The 13788-nt window shown below is 70.7% G+C and carries 10 protein-coding genes; 5 read left to right on the forward strand and 5 right to left on the reverse strand.

Annotated features, from left to right (window positions below; all coding sequences use genetic code 11):
- The first annotated feature begins 102 nt into the window (after nt 1-102).
- Together AC06FD_RS17400 and AC06FD_RS17405 are read left to right on the forward strand one after the other, a co-directional pair.
- Nucleotides 103-1626 carry a tetratricopeptide repeat protein gene (locus AC06FD_RS17400; protein ID WP_478078455.1) on the forward strand — a complete coding sequence of 508 codons (1524 nt, stop codon included), beginning with the start codon at nt 103-105 and terminating at the stop codon, nt 1624-1626.
- Between the two features lie 77 nt (nt 1627-1703).
- On the forward strand, nt 1704-3230 hold the full coding sequence (locus AC06FD_RS17405; protein WP_478078456.1) for a tetratricopeptide repeat protein: 1527 nt from the start codon (nt 1704-1706) through the stop codon (nt 3228-3230).
- Between the two features lie 18 nt (nt 3231-3248).
- Here the strand turns inward: AC06FD_RS17405 and AC06FD_RS17410 are convergent, their stop codons facing one another.
- Both AC06FD_RS17410 and cycA read right to left on the reverse strand, forming a co-directional pair.
- Nucleotides 3249-4022: a lytic transglycosylase domain-containing protein gene (locus AC06FD_RS17410; RefSeq protein ID WP_259207254.1), complete on the reverse strand. Its 774-nt coding sequence runs from the start codon at nt 4020-4022 to the stop codon at nt 3249-3251.
- Between the two features lie 104 nt (nt 4023-4126).
- Complete coding sequence (gene cycA, locus AC06FD_RS17415) at nt 4127-5506, reverse strand: D-serine/D-alanine/glycine transporter (RefSeq protein ID WP_259207255.1); 1380 nt, start codon at nt 5504-5506, stop codon at nt 4127-4129.
- A 258-nt stretch (nt 5507-5764) separates the two neighbouring features.
- On the opposite strand from cycA, the gene AC06FD_RS17420 reads away from it, so the two are divergent.
- Nucleotides 5765-7366, forward strand: coding sequence for an EAL domain-containing protein (locus tag AC06FD_RS17420; protein WP_259207256.1), 1602 nt, complete (start codon nt 5765-5767; stop codon nt 7364-7366).
- A 12-nt stretch (nt 7367-7378) separates the two neighbouring features.
- On the opposite strand, the gene AC06FD_RS17425 is transcribed toward AC06FD_RS17420, so the two are convergent.
- The 3 genes from AC06FD_RS17425 to AC06FD_RS17435 form a co-directional block, all read right to left on the reverse strand.
- Nucleotides 7379-8335 carry a polysaccharide deacetylase family protein gene (locus AC06FD_RS17425; RefSeq protein WP_478078520.1) on the reverse strand — a complete coding sequence of 319 codons (957 nt, stop codon included), beginning with the start codon at nt 8333-8335 and terminating at the stop codon, nt 7379-7381.
- Nucleotides 8336-8456: 121 nt separating this feature from the next.
- Nucleotides 8457-9659 (reverse strand): MFS transporter, encoded by a 1203-nt coding sequence (locus tag AC06FD_RS17430; RefSeq protein ID WP_478078457.1) that lies wholly within the window; start codon nt 9657-9659, stop codon nt 8457-8459.
- A gap of 11 nt (nt 9660-9670) precedes the next feature.
- Nucleotides 9671-10864 carry a serine hydrolase domain-containing protein gene (locus AC06FD_RS17435; protein WP_478078458.1) on the reverse strand — a complete coding sequence of 398 codons (1194 nt, stop codon included), beginning with the start codon at nt 10862-10864 and terminating at the stop codon, nt 9671-9673.
- A 229-nt stretch (nt 10865-11093) separates the two neighbouring features.
- Between AC06FD_RS17435 and AC06FD_RS17440 the strand changes: the two genes are divergently transcribed.
- Together AC06FD_RS17440 and AC06FD_RS17445 are read left to right on the forward strand one after the other, a co-directional pair.
- Nucleotides 11094-11996 (forward strand): LysR family transcriptional regulator, encoded by a 903-nt coding sequence (locus AC06FD_RS17440; protein WP_259207260.1) that lies wholly within the window; start codon nt 11094-11096, stop codon nt 11994-11996.
- A 171-nt stretch (nt 11997-12167) separates the two neighbouring features.
- Nucleotides 12168-13778: an ABC-F family ATP-binding cassette domain-containing protein gene (locus AC06FD_RS17445; protein ID WP_478078459.1), complete on the forward strand. Its 1611-nt coding sequence runs from the start codon at nt 12168-12170 to the stop codon at nt 13776-13778.
- Nucleotides 13779-13788 lie beyond the last annotated feature (10 nt).

A 13788-nucleotide genomic window follows, 5' to 3' on the forward strand; every position in this document is an offset into this window, starting at 1 on the left:
GCCACGACCTTAAACGTTGCCCGTACGCGTGCAAACCCCTTGCGCTTGTGTCACCCCGGTGTTCCGGGTTCAATCGTCGTTCTCTCCACGGAAGGATGATCCATGCCAAGCCTGCGCCATCGCCTCACCGGCTGTTTGCTGCTGGCGCTGTCTGCTGCCCCGGCGCTGGCCGGCACCGACAGCGTTGCCGCACCCACCGGCACCCTGCGGGAAGACGCGGCGGCGGCGGCCATCGTGGACAGCATCACCCTGGCCGAACGCGGTGACAGCGTCGGCGCGCTGCTCGGCTTCGAACGCGCCTTCGCCGATCCCGATACCGCGCTGCTGTCCGAGCCGCTGCGCCTGGACGGCCTGATCACCGCCGGGCGCACCGCCTTCAACGCACGCCAGGCGGCGCAGGCCCGTACCTACCTGGACGCGGCGCTGCAGCAGGCACCGGACGACCCGCGCGCCCTCTACGTGCTGGGCCGCCTCCTGCTGTGGCAGGAAGACATGCTGGAAGGCACCCGGTTGATCACCCGCGCACTGCGTGCGTCCGATGCGATGCTGGGCGACGTCGACATCCAGATGGCGCATGCGCTGGTCGACGCGCTGCAGGACCAGCCCGATGCACGGCGCGAGCTGCTGCAGGTATTGTTCGACCGCGACTGGAAGGACGAGGGCATCGAGCCGACGTCGCTGTGGCTGCAGCTGGCCGTGCTGCAGGCCGACGCCGGCCAGGGCGAGCGCTTGGCCGCGACCGTGGCGCGCATCGATACGCCGATGGAGGTGGTCGCCCTGCGCACCGACAAGCGCTTCGACGCCGTGGTCGACCGCCGCGACCCACGCTTCGATCCGCTGCAGTCCGCCCGCCGCTACACCGATGCCTTGCGGGTGGAAGGACTGCTGCGGCCCGAGCGCAGTGACCGCGTCGCCGACTTCACCGACACCCTGCTGCTGATCGGCGCGCACGAACAGGTGCTGTCCACCAGCGAGACGCTGTACACGCGCCTGTCCGCACCGAACGCACCGCGCAGCTTCGTCGGCGCCGATTACGCGGCCTGGGTGCTGAGCCATCGCGCGACGGCCGAACACCGCCTGGGCCGCGATGACGCCGCGGAGGCCACGCTGCTGCTGGCCGCGAGCCTTGGCGAGGCGGAGGCCCCCGGCAACCCGCTGCTGCAGCTCTACCTGGCCAGCTGGTACCTGGCACGGGAGCAGCCCGAGCGCGCATTGGAGGCGATCGCCGGCCTGGACCCTGCGCCGATGTTCGGCGAGTACATGCGCCAGTGGATCCGCTTCAGTGCCTACCGCACCCTGGGCGATGCCGACCGCTCGGCGCAGGCGCGCGCCTGGCTGCAGGCCAACCAGGGCGAAGGCCGCGCCGCTTACCTGGACGTGCTGCTCACTGAAGACCGCATCGACGATGCAGCGCGGCAGTTGATCGCCGACCTGCAGACCACGGCGCACCGCCAGGACGCCCTGCTGCTGATGCAGGACTTCCGCATGCTGGCACCGATGGCCGGCGACGTGGCCAACGACAGACGCTGGCAACAGCTGCTGCGGCGCGCGGACGTGCTGGCCGCGGCACGGGCCGTCGGCCGCATCGAAACCCAGCCGATCTACGGTCGCAGCGCCTGGCGGTGAGGCGTAGCGGCGCGGCTTGTGCGCGCCGTGCTTCCGGGGTTCAATCGGGCCACCGCCATGGAGGCAAGGATGCAACGATGACCCGAGGTGCCGGCCTTACCCTCGCCCTTCTGCTTGCGCTGCACGCCGCACCCGGCGTGCACGCCGCGCCGCATGCCCCGGCCCCGGCCAGCGCCGCACGGCCACTGGTGCCGGTACCGGCGGACCTGGCCGCCGCACTGGATGCCGCGGCCGAACAGGGCCAACAGGGCGATGCCCGCGGTGCGGGCGAAGCGTTCGACCGGTTGCTGCAGGACCCGCGCCTGACCTTGCTCGATGACACGCAGCGCAGCGCGGTGTGGATGGCGGCGGCCTGGACGGCCGGCACGCTGGAGCAGTGGACCCTGGCCAGGCAGCGCGTGCAGGAAGCGCTGCGGCTGGACCCGTCCAACAGCCTGGCGCGCTACTTCCTCGGCTCGCTGCAGATCGATGCGGGCGAACTCGACCAGGGCGCGGACAGCATCATCCGGGCGGTCCAGACCGAACCGGGCACGCCCACCCTGCGCACGGCGCTCGCATGGGCGCTGGCCGCGCACCTGCGTGACCAGCCTGCGCGCCTGCGCCCCTTCCTGCAGGCGCTGTTCGACAAGGGCTGGACGTCCGATGGCGTGGAACCGGACGACCTGTGGCTGAGCCTGGCCACCCTGCAGGCCGACGCCGGCGAGGCCGAGGCGCTGGCCACTACGCTGTCCCGCATCGACGGCCCCCGTGAGTTGATCGCGTTGCGCAGCGACAAGCGCTTCGATCCGTACCTGAAGCGCGATGATCCGCGCCTGGACCCGGTCCGCGCCGTGCATGCGCGCATCGCGTCGTTGTCCGACACCCTCCGGCGCACCCCGCAGTTCAACGACCTCACCACCGAGTTCGGCCGGCTGCTGCTGGTCGCCGGGCGGGAGGAGGAGGTGCTGACCCTGACCGAACCGCTGCTCGCCATCGCTGCAGGGCCCGAGGCGCTGCCAGCGGAGCAGCGCCGCAGCGTGGCCTGGCTGCTGGACCAGCGCGCCACCGCGCTGCGCCGGCGTGGCGAGCATGCGCAGGCCGTCGCGTCCCTGCGGCTGGCCGTGCGCGCGGCCGATCCGACCGGCGATACCGTCAGCCAACGGTTGAACCTGGGCGTGTTGCTGGCCGGCCTGGAGCAGCCCAAGCCGGCGCTCGCCGAGGTCAGCGGGCTCGGCGATGTCAGCGCGTATGGCGAAAGCACCCGCGCACTGGTCGAGCTGGTCAGCGCGCTGCAACTGCGTGACGCGGCCAGGGCCGATCGCGCGCGCACGGCCCTGGCCGCGGTGCGTGCGCAGGCGCCGCAGAACCCGCTGGAAGGTCTGCTGGCCGACGACCGCATGGACGACGCGGCGACCGCGCTGTTGGCGATGCTGGCCTCGCCGCGGACGCGCGTCGATGCGCTGCTGTCACTGCAGGACATGCGCACCGTGCCGGCATTGCCAGGCGATGCCGCACGCACCGCGCGCTGGCGCCAGCTCAAGCAGCGCCCCGACGTGCAGGCCGCGGTGCGGCAGGTCGGGCGCATCGAACGCTATGCGTTGTACGGCGACGACGACACGCGCTGAGCCGGCACCGCGCCCCGACTACTTCGCCGGCGTCTCCAGCTTGAACCCCATCGCCTCGCGGTAGCGTTGGTACAACGCGCTCACCTTCTCCACGTAGGCGAGCGTTTCGGCATACGGCGGCACGCCTTTGTAGCGGGTCACCGCGCCGATACCGGCGTTGTAGGCCGCCGCGGCCAGGGTGCGGTCGCCCTTGTAGCGTTTCAGCAGCGCCTTCATGTAGCGCGCCCCGCCGTTGATCGACTGTTCGGCGGAGAGCGGATCGGCCACGCCGAATTCGGTGGCGGTATCGGGCATCAGCTGCATCACACCCTGGGCGCCCTTGGGCGACACCGCGCCGGCATCGAAGCCGCTTTCGGCATGCGCGATCGCGCGCAGCCATGCATCGTCCACGCCGGTGGCCTTGGCCGCGGCCTTGAACTGCCTGGCGTGGCGGTTGAGCTGCGGCGTGCCCACCTTGCCCAGCCCTTCATGGGCCGGCTCGCCCGGCGGGGTGGCCACGGTGAACTTCAGGAACACCCGCGAGCCGGGCAGGTTGCGCGTGGAATACACCATCGCCCCGTCCTGCTCGCGCTCGTACAAGGTGCCGCTGAACACGCCCATGTTGCCCCAGAGGTTGGGGGTCTGCACCGCGTTGTCATCCACCTGCTGGGCGGTGCAGCGCGAGCCGGGTTCCGGCGCGGTCGCCAGGCTGACCGTGTTGTTCTGCACGCAGCGGTACACCGTGCGCGCCGCCACCGGCCAGGGCAGCAGCAACGACAACAGGGCCAACGCGGCAGGCAGGGTCGGTTTCATGGGCTCGGTTCGGGGCACGCAGGTCGTGCGGCGCGATCATCCGGCGGTGGCCGCGAACCGAAGGTGAATACCGGGCCCGCCGCCATGGCGGGCCCGGGGGCGCGTCAGCGACCGCCGCCCGCCAGGCGCTTGCCGGCGTAGCCCAGGCCCAGCAGCAGGAACCACAGCGGGCTGATCGCCAGCGCGTACAGGGTGTCCGGCTGCAGGGTCAGCAGCACCAGCACGAAGCCGAAGAACGCCAGGCAGACCACGCACATGGCGATGCCGCCGGGCATCTTGAACCGCGAGGCCGCATGCAGGTCCGGGCGCCGGCGGCGGTACACGATGTACGAGCACAGGATCAGCGACCATACGAACATGAACAGCACCGCCGCCAGCGTGGTGACCAGGGTGAAGGCGGTGACCAGGTTGGGGATCAGGTAGATCAGCATCGCCCCCAGCAGCAGGCAGACGCAGGAGAACAAGAGCCCGCGCGCCGGCACCGCCGCCCGCGACAGGCGCGCGAACATGCCCGGGGCGTGCCCCTCCTCGGCCAGGCCGTACATCATGCGGCTGGTCGAGAAGATGCCGCTGTTGGCCGACGAGGTGGCCGAGGTGAGCACCACGAAGTTGATCAGGCTGGCCGCGGCCGGGATGCCGGCCAGCACGAACAGCTCCACGAACGGGCTCTTGCCCGGCACCACCTCGCGCCACGGGGTGACCGCCATGATCGCGATCAGCGCCAGCACGTAGAACACGATGATGCGGATCGGGATCGAGTTGATGGCCTTGGGCAGGTTGCGCTCGGGGTCGGCGGTTTCGGCGGCCGTGGTGCCCACCAGCTCGATGCCGACGAAGGCGAAGACCGCGATCTGGAACCCGGCGAAGAAGCCGGCCAGGCCCATCGGGAACATGCCACCGTCATTCCACAGGTTGGCGAACGAGGCCTGGTGGCCCGACGGCGCGGTGAAGCCCCACGCCACCAGCCCGAAGCCGGTGATGATCAGCGCGCAGATGGCGATGATCTTGATCAGCGCGAACCAGAACTCCATTTCGCCGAACAGCTTGACCGTCACCAGGTTCAGGCTCAGCAGCAGGATCACGCACAGCAGTGCCGGTATCCAGGGCGCCAGGTCGGGAAACCAGAACTGCGCGTAGGCGGCGATGGCGATCACATCGGCGATAGCGGTGATGATCCAGCAGAACCAGTAGGTCCATCCACAGAAGAACCCGGCCCAGGGGCCCAGCAGGTCGGTGGAGAAGTCGATGAAGGACTTGTACGCCAGGTTGGACAGCAGCAGCTCGCCCATCGCGCGCATCACGAAGAACAGCATCGCGCCGATGATCAGGTAGACCAGGATGATCGACGGGCCGGCCAGGCTGATGGTCTTGCCCGATCCCATGAACAGCCCGGTGCCGATGGCCCCGCCAATGGCGATCAGCTGCAGGTGGCGGTTGGAGAGGCTGCGCCGGAGGTGGTCGGGGGGAACGGTCGGATCGGACATGGATGCGGGCCAGCAGGGCGATGGCTAGGAACATAGAAGAGCGCCGCCGGTTTGACCACTGCCGCGTGCAAGCAGCGTCGGCTTTGCCCCGGCGCCCGGCACCGGCCGGCCCGGCCGGACCTGCCCGGGCGGACGCGTGCGGGGTATTCCGATTCCCATCGCCGCCCGCAAATGGTGATATAGCGCACCGGGGGCATCGATCAGCCGCCGCCGGCCATGGCGTTCGACGTCCCCCACCCTCCCGGCATCGAGGTCTGCTTGAACCGCCCCAGGATCATCGCCGCCACCGTGCTGTTCGCCCTGCTCGGCGCGCTCGTGCCGATCGCCTCGGTGGCCTATGCCACCTGGAGCCGGGCCACCGATGCCGAGCACGACCGCCTGCAGGTCACCGCCGAACGCACCCTGCTGCGCGCCCACCGCGCGTACGAGACCGGGCTGGTGGCGCTGCGCCGGCTCAACCAGAGCACCCTGCCGCCGTGTTCGCCCGAGCACCTGCAGCTCATGCGCAGCCTGACCCTGGGCACCCGCTCGGCCGAGCAGATCGGCTACTTCGAGGACGGGCGGCTGCGCTGCACCTCGTGGGGGATGATGGACAACCACGTGCCCGAGCCGACCCCGGACCACATCACCGCCGATGGCGCCGGCATCACCCTGGACGTGCACCCGATCGCCGGCGATGGCACCGCCCTGATTGCGGTCAAGCTGGACCGGTACGACATCCTGATGGATCCCGAACGCTTCGTGGATGTCATCACCGACCCGAACGTCCGCCTGGCCGTTGCCAGCCCGGACGGGCGCCTGATCGCCCAGCAGGCCATCCTCGACCAGCAGCTTCTGCAGCGCCTGCTGCGCGAACCGCACAGCGGCATGGACGGCCACACCCTGTACGCCACCGCCCAGGACCAGGAGTGGCTGGCCATCGCCACCGCGCCGCGTACCGACCTGATCGCCAGCTTCCGCCAGCAGTTCCGCCAGTTCATCCCGCTGGGCGTGCTGGGCGCGCTGGCAGCGGTGGGCGGGGTGGTCTGGCTGTCGCGCCGACGGTTGTCGCTGCCGGCCGAGCTGGCCACCGCGGTGCGCCGGCGCGAGTTCTTCATGCATTACCAACCCATCATCGAGCTGGACACCGGCATCTGCATCGGCGCCGAGTCGCTGGTGCGCTGGGCCCGCCCCGATGGCACCCAGGTGCGCCCGGACCTGTTCATCCCGCTGGCCGAAGAACACGGCCTGATCGACGCGCTCACCGACCAGGTGATCGAGCGGGTGATCGAGGACATGCGCGATCTGCTGGTCCAGGACCGCAGCGTGCACATCGCCATCAACCTGTCCGCCAGCGATGTCAGCAGCGGGCGGGCGCTGAAGGTGCTCACGCGCCAGTTGGCCGGCACCGACATCCATCCCCAGCAGATCTGGCTGGAAGCCACCGAGCGGGGCTTCATCGATGTGCAGCGCGCGCGCAACACCCTGGCGGTCGCGCGCCGCGCCGGGCACTGCGTGGCCATCGATGACTTCGGCGTGGGCTATTCCAGCCTGCAGTACCTGCAGCAGTTGCCGCTGGACGCGCTGAAGATCGACAAGTCCTTCATCGATGCCATCGGCACCGACAGCGCCACCAGCCCGGTCACCTCGCACATCATCGACATGGCCAAGACGCTGGGCCTGTCCATCGTCGCCGAAGGCATCGAAACCCCGGCCCAGCTGGCCTACCTGCAGGCGCGCCAGGTCGACTTCGGCCAAGGCTGGCTGTTCTCCCGGCCCTTGCCACCGGACGCCTTCATCGCCTTCCACCACCAGCGCCTGCAGCAGTACGGCAAGGCGCCGGAAAACATGCAGAACCCCAACAACGCCGTCGAGGACTGAGCGCGCGCGCCTTCATTCGTCGGCGATGCCCGCCAACGCCAATACCCAGCGTGGCACCTTGGGTTCGCCGGCATAGAAACTGCGCGGCTTGCCCTCGGCCATCGCCCAGCGGTGGATCCAGCTGATGCCGCCGGCGCCGTTGTAGCCGTCGGCGTGCGCGTAGACCGGGTCCTGCAGCGCCTGTTCGAGGGCGATGAACGTATAGCCGCGGCGCCGGGTGGCCGCGATCAGCTCGCCGATGCTGTCGGCGTTCAACGCATTGGCGTGCATCAGCCATACCTGGGCCGGCAAGCGCCCGAACAGCTGCCGCGACTGATCCTCGTAGTAGTCGAGTTTGTTGAGCATGTAGGGCACGTAGCCACGCCGCAGCTGCCGCAGGCGCGCCTCGCGCAGCGCCGGATCGGTCTCGGTATCGCGCACGTGGTCGTAGGCGAACGCCCAGATCCATTCGCTGTTGTCCACCGTGACCGGCGCGATCCGGTAACCGTGCTGGTCCAGGAAGGTCGCCAGCGCGGCGCGTTGCTGTGGCGTGCGCCCCGCGCGCAGGTAAGGATGGCGGAACCAGCGCGGCGCCTGGCCGCGCTCGGCCAACAACGGGCGCAGGGTCTTCTCCCCGTCGAGGATGTCCCGCTCGTAGGCCTCCAGCCCGATCGCGTGCAGGTCGACATGGCCACGCGTGTGGTTGCCCAGTTCCAACCCGGCATCGCGCCAGTCGCGCAGCATCTGCACGCGTGCCGGCTGCACCTGGCCGCCCTGCTCCAGTTTGACCTCGTTGACGAAGCCCACCACCGGCACCTGCGCGGCGGTCAGCGCGGCCAGCAGCTGCGCATAGCGCTGCGCCAGTTCCGGGTCGTTGCGCTCATCCAACCGCTGCCAGGGCAGATCGTCGATGGTCAGCGCGATGCGCTGGTCCGGCGCTGCCTGCACCACGCCGGCCACGGCCAGCATGCCCATTCCCATCCATCGCAACACGGTACGGCGCACGCCAGACTCCAACCCCTCATCCAGATCCCAGCATAGCGCCCCATCCCGACCCGTTGTTTTCAACGCAAGGCGATAGCGCCGGGCCATGCCCGGCGGCCTTTCCCTGTCAGTGCACGGGGGGCGCCCAGGCACGCGGCCGCCGCACCAGCACCATCAGCGTCATCACTAGCAACACCAGCAGCACGCCCGGCAGCCAGCGTTCGCCCAAGGTTTCCAGCATCACCCCGCCCACCACGCCACCGATGGCGATGGCCAGGTTCCAACCGGTCACCACGAACGACTGCGCGATGTCGCCCGCCGCCCCGGCGCGGCGTGCCACGGCGGTCTGGAACTGGGTCGCCACGCCACCAAAGGCCACGCCCCACAGCACCGTGCCCAGCACCAGCACCCACGGCGAGGTCGGCCACAGCGCGAACGCCGTGGCGGCCAGGGCGAAGGCCACCGTACTGGCGATCACCAGCACGCGCAGCCAGCGGTCCACCCAGATCCCGGTGATCCAGATGCCCAGCAGCGCGGCCACGCCGAACACCAGCAGCAGGCGGTCCAGCCACGGCGCGGCACCGGCCAGCGCGGCGAACGGTTCGATGTAGGTGTACAGCACGTTGTGCGCCAGGACGTACAGGAACATCGTCAGCAGCGCCGCGCGCATGCCCGGCAGCCGCAACACATCCCCCAGCCGCTGCCGCGCCCCCGCGCCCGGTGCCGACAACGCCGGCAATGCCAACCGCGCCCACAGCAGCAGGCCCACGCTGAGCAGCGACATCAACCCGAATGCCCAGCGCCAGCCGATGGTCTGGCCCAGCAACGTGCCGGCCGGGATGCCCAACGACAACGCCAGCGGCGTGCCCACCATCGCCACCGCGATGGCGCGGCCCTGCAGCCGCGGCACCACCATGCGGCTGGCATAGCCGGCCACCAGCGACCACAGCAGGCCCGCGCTGATCCCGGCGATGAAGCGCGCCACCAGCATCACCGCGTAGTGGTGGGTGAAGGCGGTGAGGGTGTTGACCACCACGAAGCCGGCGATCGCGGCCAGCAGCAACGGGCGACGCGGCAGGCGCTGGGTCAGCGCGGTCATCGGCAGGGCCGCCACCAGCGAGCCGATCGCATAGATGGTCACCAACTGGCCCACCAGCGCGCGGCTCACGCCCAGGTCGGCGCTCATCGGCGACAGCAGGCCGGCCGGCAACGCCTCGGTCAGGATGGTCACAAAGCCCGCGCAGGCCAGGGCCAGCAATCCCGCCAGCGGCAGGCGCGCGGACGCGGCCGACTCGACCGCCAGTGCGGCGGTGCCAGCGTCTCCATGCATGCCTGCGCCACTCATGCCGACACCTCCAGCGCGGCGTACACCGCATCGCGCAGTTGCTCGACGAACGCGCCGTGCATGCCTTCGTACAAGGTATTGGTGAGGGCCACCACGCTCAGCCCGCGCGCCGGGTCCACGAACCAGCTGTGCCCGTACGCGCCCCCCCAGCGCCAGCTGCCGGGCGCCTGCGGCGTAGCCGTCGGACCGGCGGCGTCCAGTACCGCAAAGCCCAGTCCGAAGCCCCAGCCCGGCGCATCCGGCGGTCCCTGCTCGCCCACCTGCGCGCGCGCCATCGCCGCCACGGCCGTCGCCGGCAACCAATCGCGGCGCGACTCCCCACGCAACGCCTCGAGCAGACGCATCACGTCGTCGGCCGTACCGACCATGCCGCCGCCCGCCGAGGCGAACGCCGCCGGATCGCTTGCACGGGCCAGGCTGTAACGGATGCCGGCGCTGCCCTCGAACGGCGCCACCACCTCGCCCTCGGCCAGCCGGTGCGGCTGCGGCGTGTCGGTGACATAAGGCGTGACCAACCGCGCCGGGCTGTCGGTATGGAAGCCGGTGTCCTGCATCCCCAGCGGCAGGCTCACCTGCTCGCGCACCACCTGCGCCAGCGGCGCGCCGGTGGCCGCCTCCAGCAGCGCGCCAGCCACGTCCACGCCCAGCGAGTACCGCCACGCCGTACCCGGCGCGAACAGCAGCGGCACCCGTGCGATCCGCTGCAGGTTCTCGCGCAGGCTGACCGGGCTGTCATCCATGCCGTCGCTGACGCCCTCCCGTGCATGCGGGCCGTCGGCGTCGGCATCCAGGAAGCGGTAGCCCAGCCCCGCGCTGTGGCTGAGCAGATGGCGCAGGGTGATGTCCGGGCGGCGGCCGTCGGCCAGCGCCGGGCGGAAGTCGGGCAGCCAGTCGGTGATCGGCGCATCCAGCGACAGCAGGCCCTGCGCCACCAACCGCATCGCCGCGGCGGTCACGATCGGCTTGCTGACCGAGGCCAGCCGGAACAGCGCATCGCGCGGCATTGACCGCTGCCGCTCGCGATCGGCCCAACCGCTGGCGCTGGCGTGGACGAGCTGGCCGTGCCGGCGCACCAGCACCACCGCGCCCACGATCTGGTGGCGGGCATGGGCGGCAGACAGCACGGCATCGACCGGCGCCAGGCGTGGATCGGCAGCGGCAACGGCAGGGAGGTCCAGGACGGAGGACATGGGGGACGGTCCAGCAGGAGGGGAGCGCCATCCTCGGCCTTCACTGCCCCGGCAAACACCCAGGCAGTGCTCCAGACATTCCGGACACCAGATTCCGCAATGATGGAGAACCCCATACCAGCAAGGGATCCGGCCGAGGGCCGTCCCGACGCACCACTGCGTCCCATCTCGAGGGGCGCCAGTGGCCCCAGGGCGGCTAAAGTGGCCGCTTTCCCCCCTTGGTACGGCCATGTCCGCGCTGGAAAACCTGGGCAACCTGCAAACCTTCGTGCACGTGGCCGACACCCGCAGCTTCGTCGAGACCGGGCGCCTGCTCGGTGTGTCCGCCTCGGCCACGGGCAAGACCGTCACCCGGCTGGAACAGGCCTTGGGCGTGCGCCTGTTCCACCGCAGCACGCGCAGCGTCACTCTCACCGCCGAGGGCGAGCGCTTCCTGCTGCGCTGCCGGCGCATCCTCGACGAGCTCGACGCCGGCCGGACCGAACTGGCCCAGCAGGCGGCTGCGCCCTGCGGCACGCTGCGGTTGAGCCTGCCGCTGGTCGGCGACCTGTCGCTGCCGATCCTGTCCGACTTCATGGCCGCCTATCCGGGCATCCGCCTGGAGCTGGATTTCGACGACCGCATGGTCGATGTGATCGAAGAGGGGTTCGACGCCGTGCTGCGGGTCGGCGAGCCCTCCGACTCACGGCTCAGCGCACGCCGGCTCGGGGTATTTCCGCGTTATCTGGTCGCCTCGCCGGATTACCTGGCGCGGCGCGGCGTCCCGCAGACACCGTCGGACCTGCTGCAGCACGACTGCCTGCACTACCGCTTTCCCACCAGCGGCAAACTGGAACCGTGGCCGCTCCCGCGCGAACCCGGCGCGCCCGCGCTGGAGCTGCCGGTGGCGATGGTCTCCAACACCATCGAAGCGCGCCTGGCGTTCGCCCTGGCCGGGCGCGGCATCGGCTACATCCCCGAGCACTCGGTGCGCGAGGCGTTGGCCGACGGCCGCCTGGTGCGGGTGCTGCCCGAGCAGATCCATGCCTGTGGCACCTTCCACCTGCTGTGGCCCTCGGGCCGCCACGTGCTGCCCAAGCTGCGGGTGTTCATCGATTTCGTCAGCGCCCGGCTCACCGGCGTGAGCTGCTGAACAGCCGGCATTCACCGCCCGCGGCCACGGCAAACCTATACTGGCCGCGCGACAGCCAGTCGCCTGTGTAATGAGGTATGCCCGCATGCGCCATTGATGCCCCGCCGTCGCCAGACGGCCTGTGACCTTCCCGCCTTCGCGGGGAGCATCCACGGCATCCATGGAGGTCGCATGACCGCATTCTCGCTCACGCTCGACCGCGTGACCTGCACCCTGCCCGATGGGCGGGTCCTGTTTTCCGATATCAGCACCCAGTTCGATACCACCCCGACCGGCCTGGTCGGCCGCAACGGTGTGGGCAAGAGCGTGCTCGCTGGCCTGCTCGCGGGCCAGCGCACCCCCAGCAGCGGGCAGGTCCAACGCCAGGGCCGGGTCCACCTGCTGGCGCAGCACGCCGGGCCGCCGGCCGGCAGCATTGCCGCCCTCGCCGGGGTCGCCCCGCTGCTGCACGCCCTGGCCCGCATCGAGGCCGGCAGCGTCGATCCGGACGATTTCGCCACGGTCGGCGAGCGCTGGGACATCCGCGACCAACTGCAGGCGCAGTGGACGCGGCTGGGCCTGCCCGCGCTGGATCCGGCACGCCCGGCGGCCTCGCTCAGCGGTGGCCAGGCCATGCAGGTGGCGCTGGCCGGTGCGCTGTTGTCCAACGCCGATGCGCTCATCCTGGACGAGCCCAGCAACCACCTCGACAGCACCCACCGCACCCGCCTGCTCGACGCCCTGGCCGGGTGGCGCGGTGGCCTGATCGTGATCAGCCACGACCGCAGCGTGCTCGGCGCGATGCGCCGCATCGTCGAACTCTCCCCGGCCGGGCTGCGCAGCTATGGCGGCAACTACGACTTGTATGCAGGCCAGAAACAGGACGAACGCGCCGCTGCCGATGCGGTGCTTGCGCTGCGCCGGCGCGAGCGTCGCCAACTGCAGGACGATCAGCGCGAACAACGCGAGCGCATCGAGCACCGCCAGTCACGCGCGCAGCGCACGGCCCGCACCGCCAACCAGGCACCGATCCTGCTCGGTGGCATGAAAAACCGCAGCGAGAACAGCACCGGGCGCTGGCAGGCCCGGCAGGTAGAGCGCGCTGCCAGCGTGGACGCGCGCGTGCGCGACGCTGCCGCACAGGTGGAGGAGGCGGTGGAGATCGCGCTGCTGGCGCCCACCCTGGCCGATCCCGGTCCGCAGCGCGTGGCCGAACTGGTCGACGTACAGCTGCCGTGGGTGGCGCCGCCGTGGCAGCGCATCAGCGTGTGCGTGCAGCGCGGCCAGCGCATCGGCGTGCGGGGCCGCAACGGCAGCGGCAAGTCGACGCTGCTGCGGCTGCTTGCCGGGCAGCTCGGCGCCGAGCCCGGCCAGTGCACGGTGGCTGCGCGCACGGCGCTGCTCGACCAGTCGCTGTCCGCGTTGCCGGCCCAGGCCACGGCCCTGGCACTGCTGCAGGACGCGCATCCCGACGCCAGCGAGGCAACCCTGCGCACCCAACTCGCCCTGCTCGGCCTGGCGGGCGATCGCTGCCTGCGTCCGCTGTCCACCCTCAGCGGCGGCGAGCGCCTGAAGACCGCGCTGGCCGCCGTGCTGTATGCACGCGATCCCCCACAGTTGCTGCTGCTGGATGAGCCGGGCAACCACCTCGACCTGCCTTCGCTGGCCGCGCTGGAGCAGATGCTCACCCGGTACCCGGGCACGCTGATGATCGTGTCCCACGACCCGGCGCTGCTCGATGCGGTCGGCGTGAGCCATTACCTGGACGCGGCCGATGCAGGCTGGGCGCTGACGGCGGTGTAGGCAGTGCCTC

The organism is Stenotrophomonas sp. Steno-Z1, from assembly GCF_056393175.1.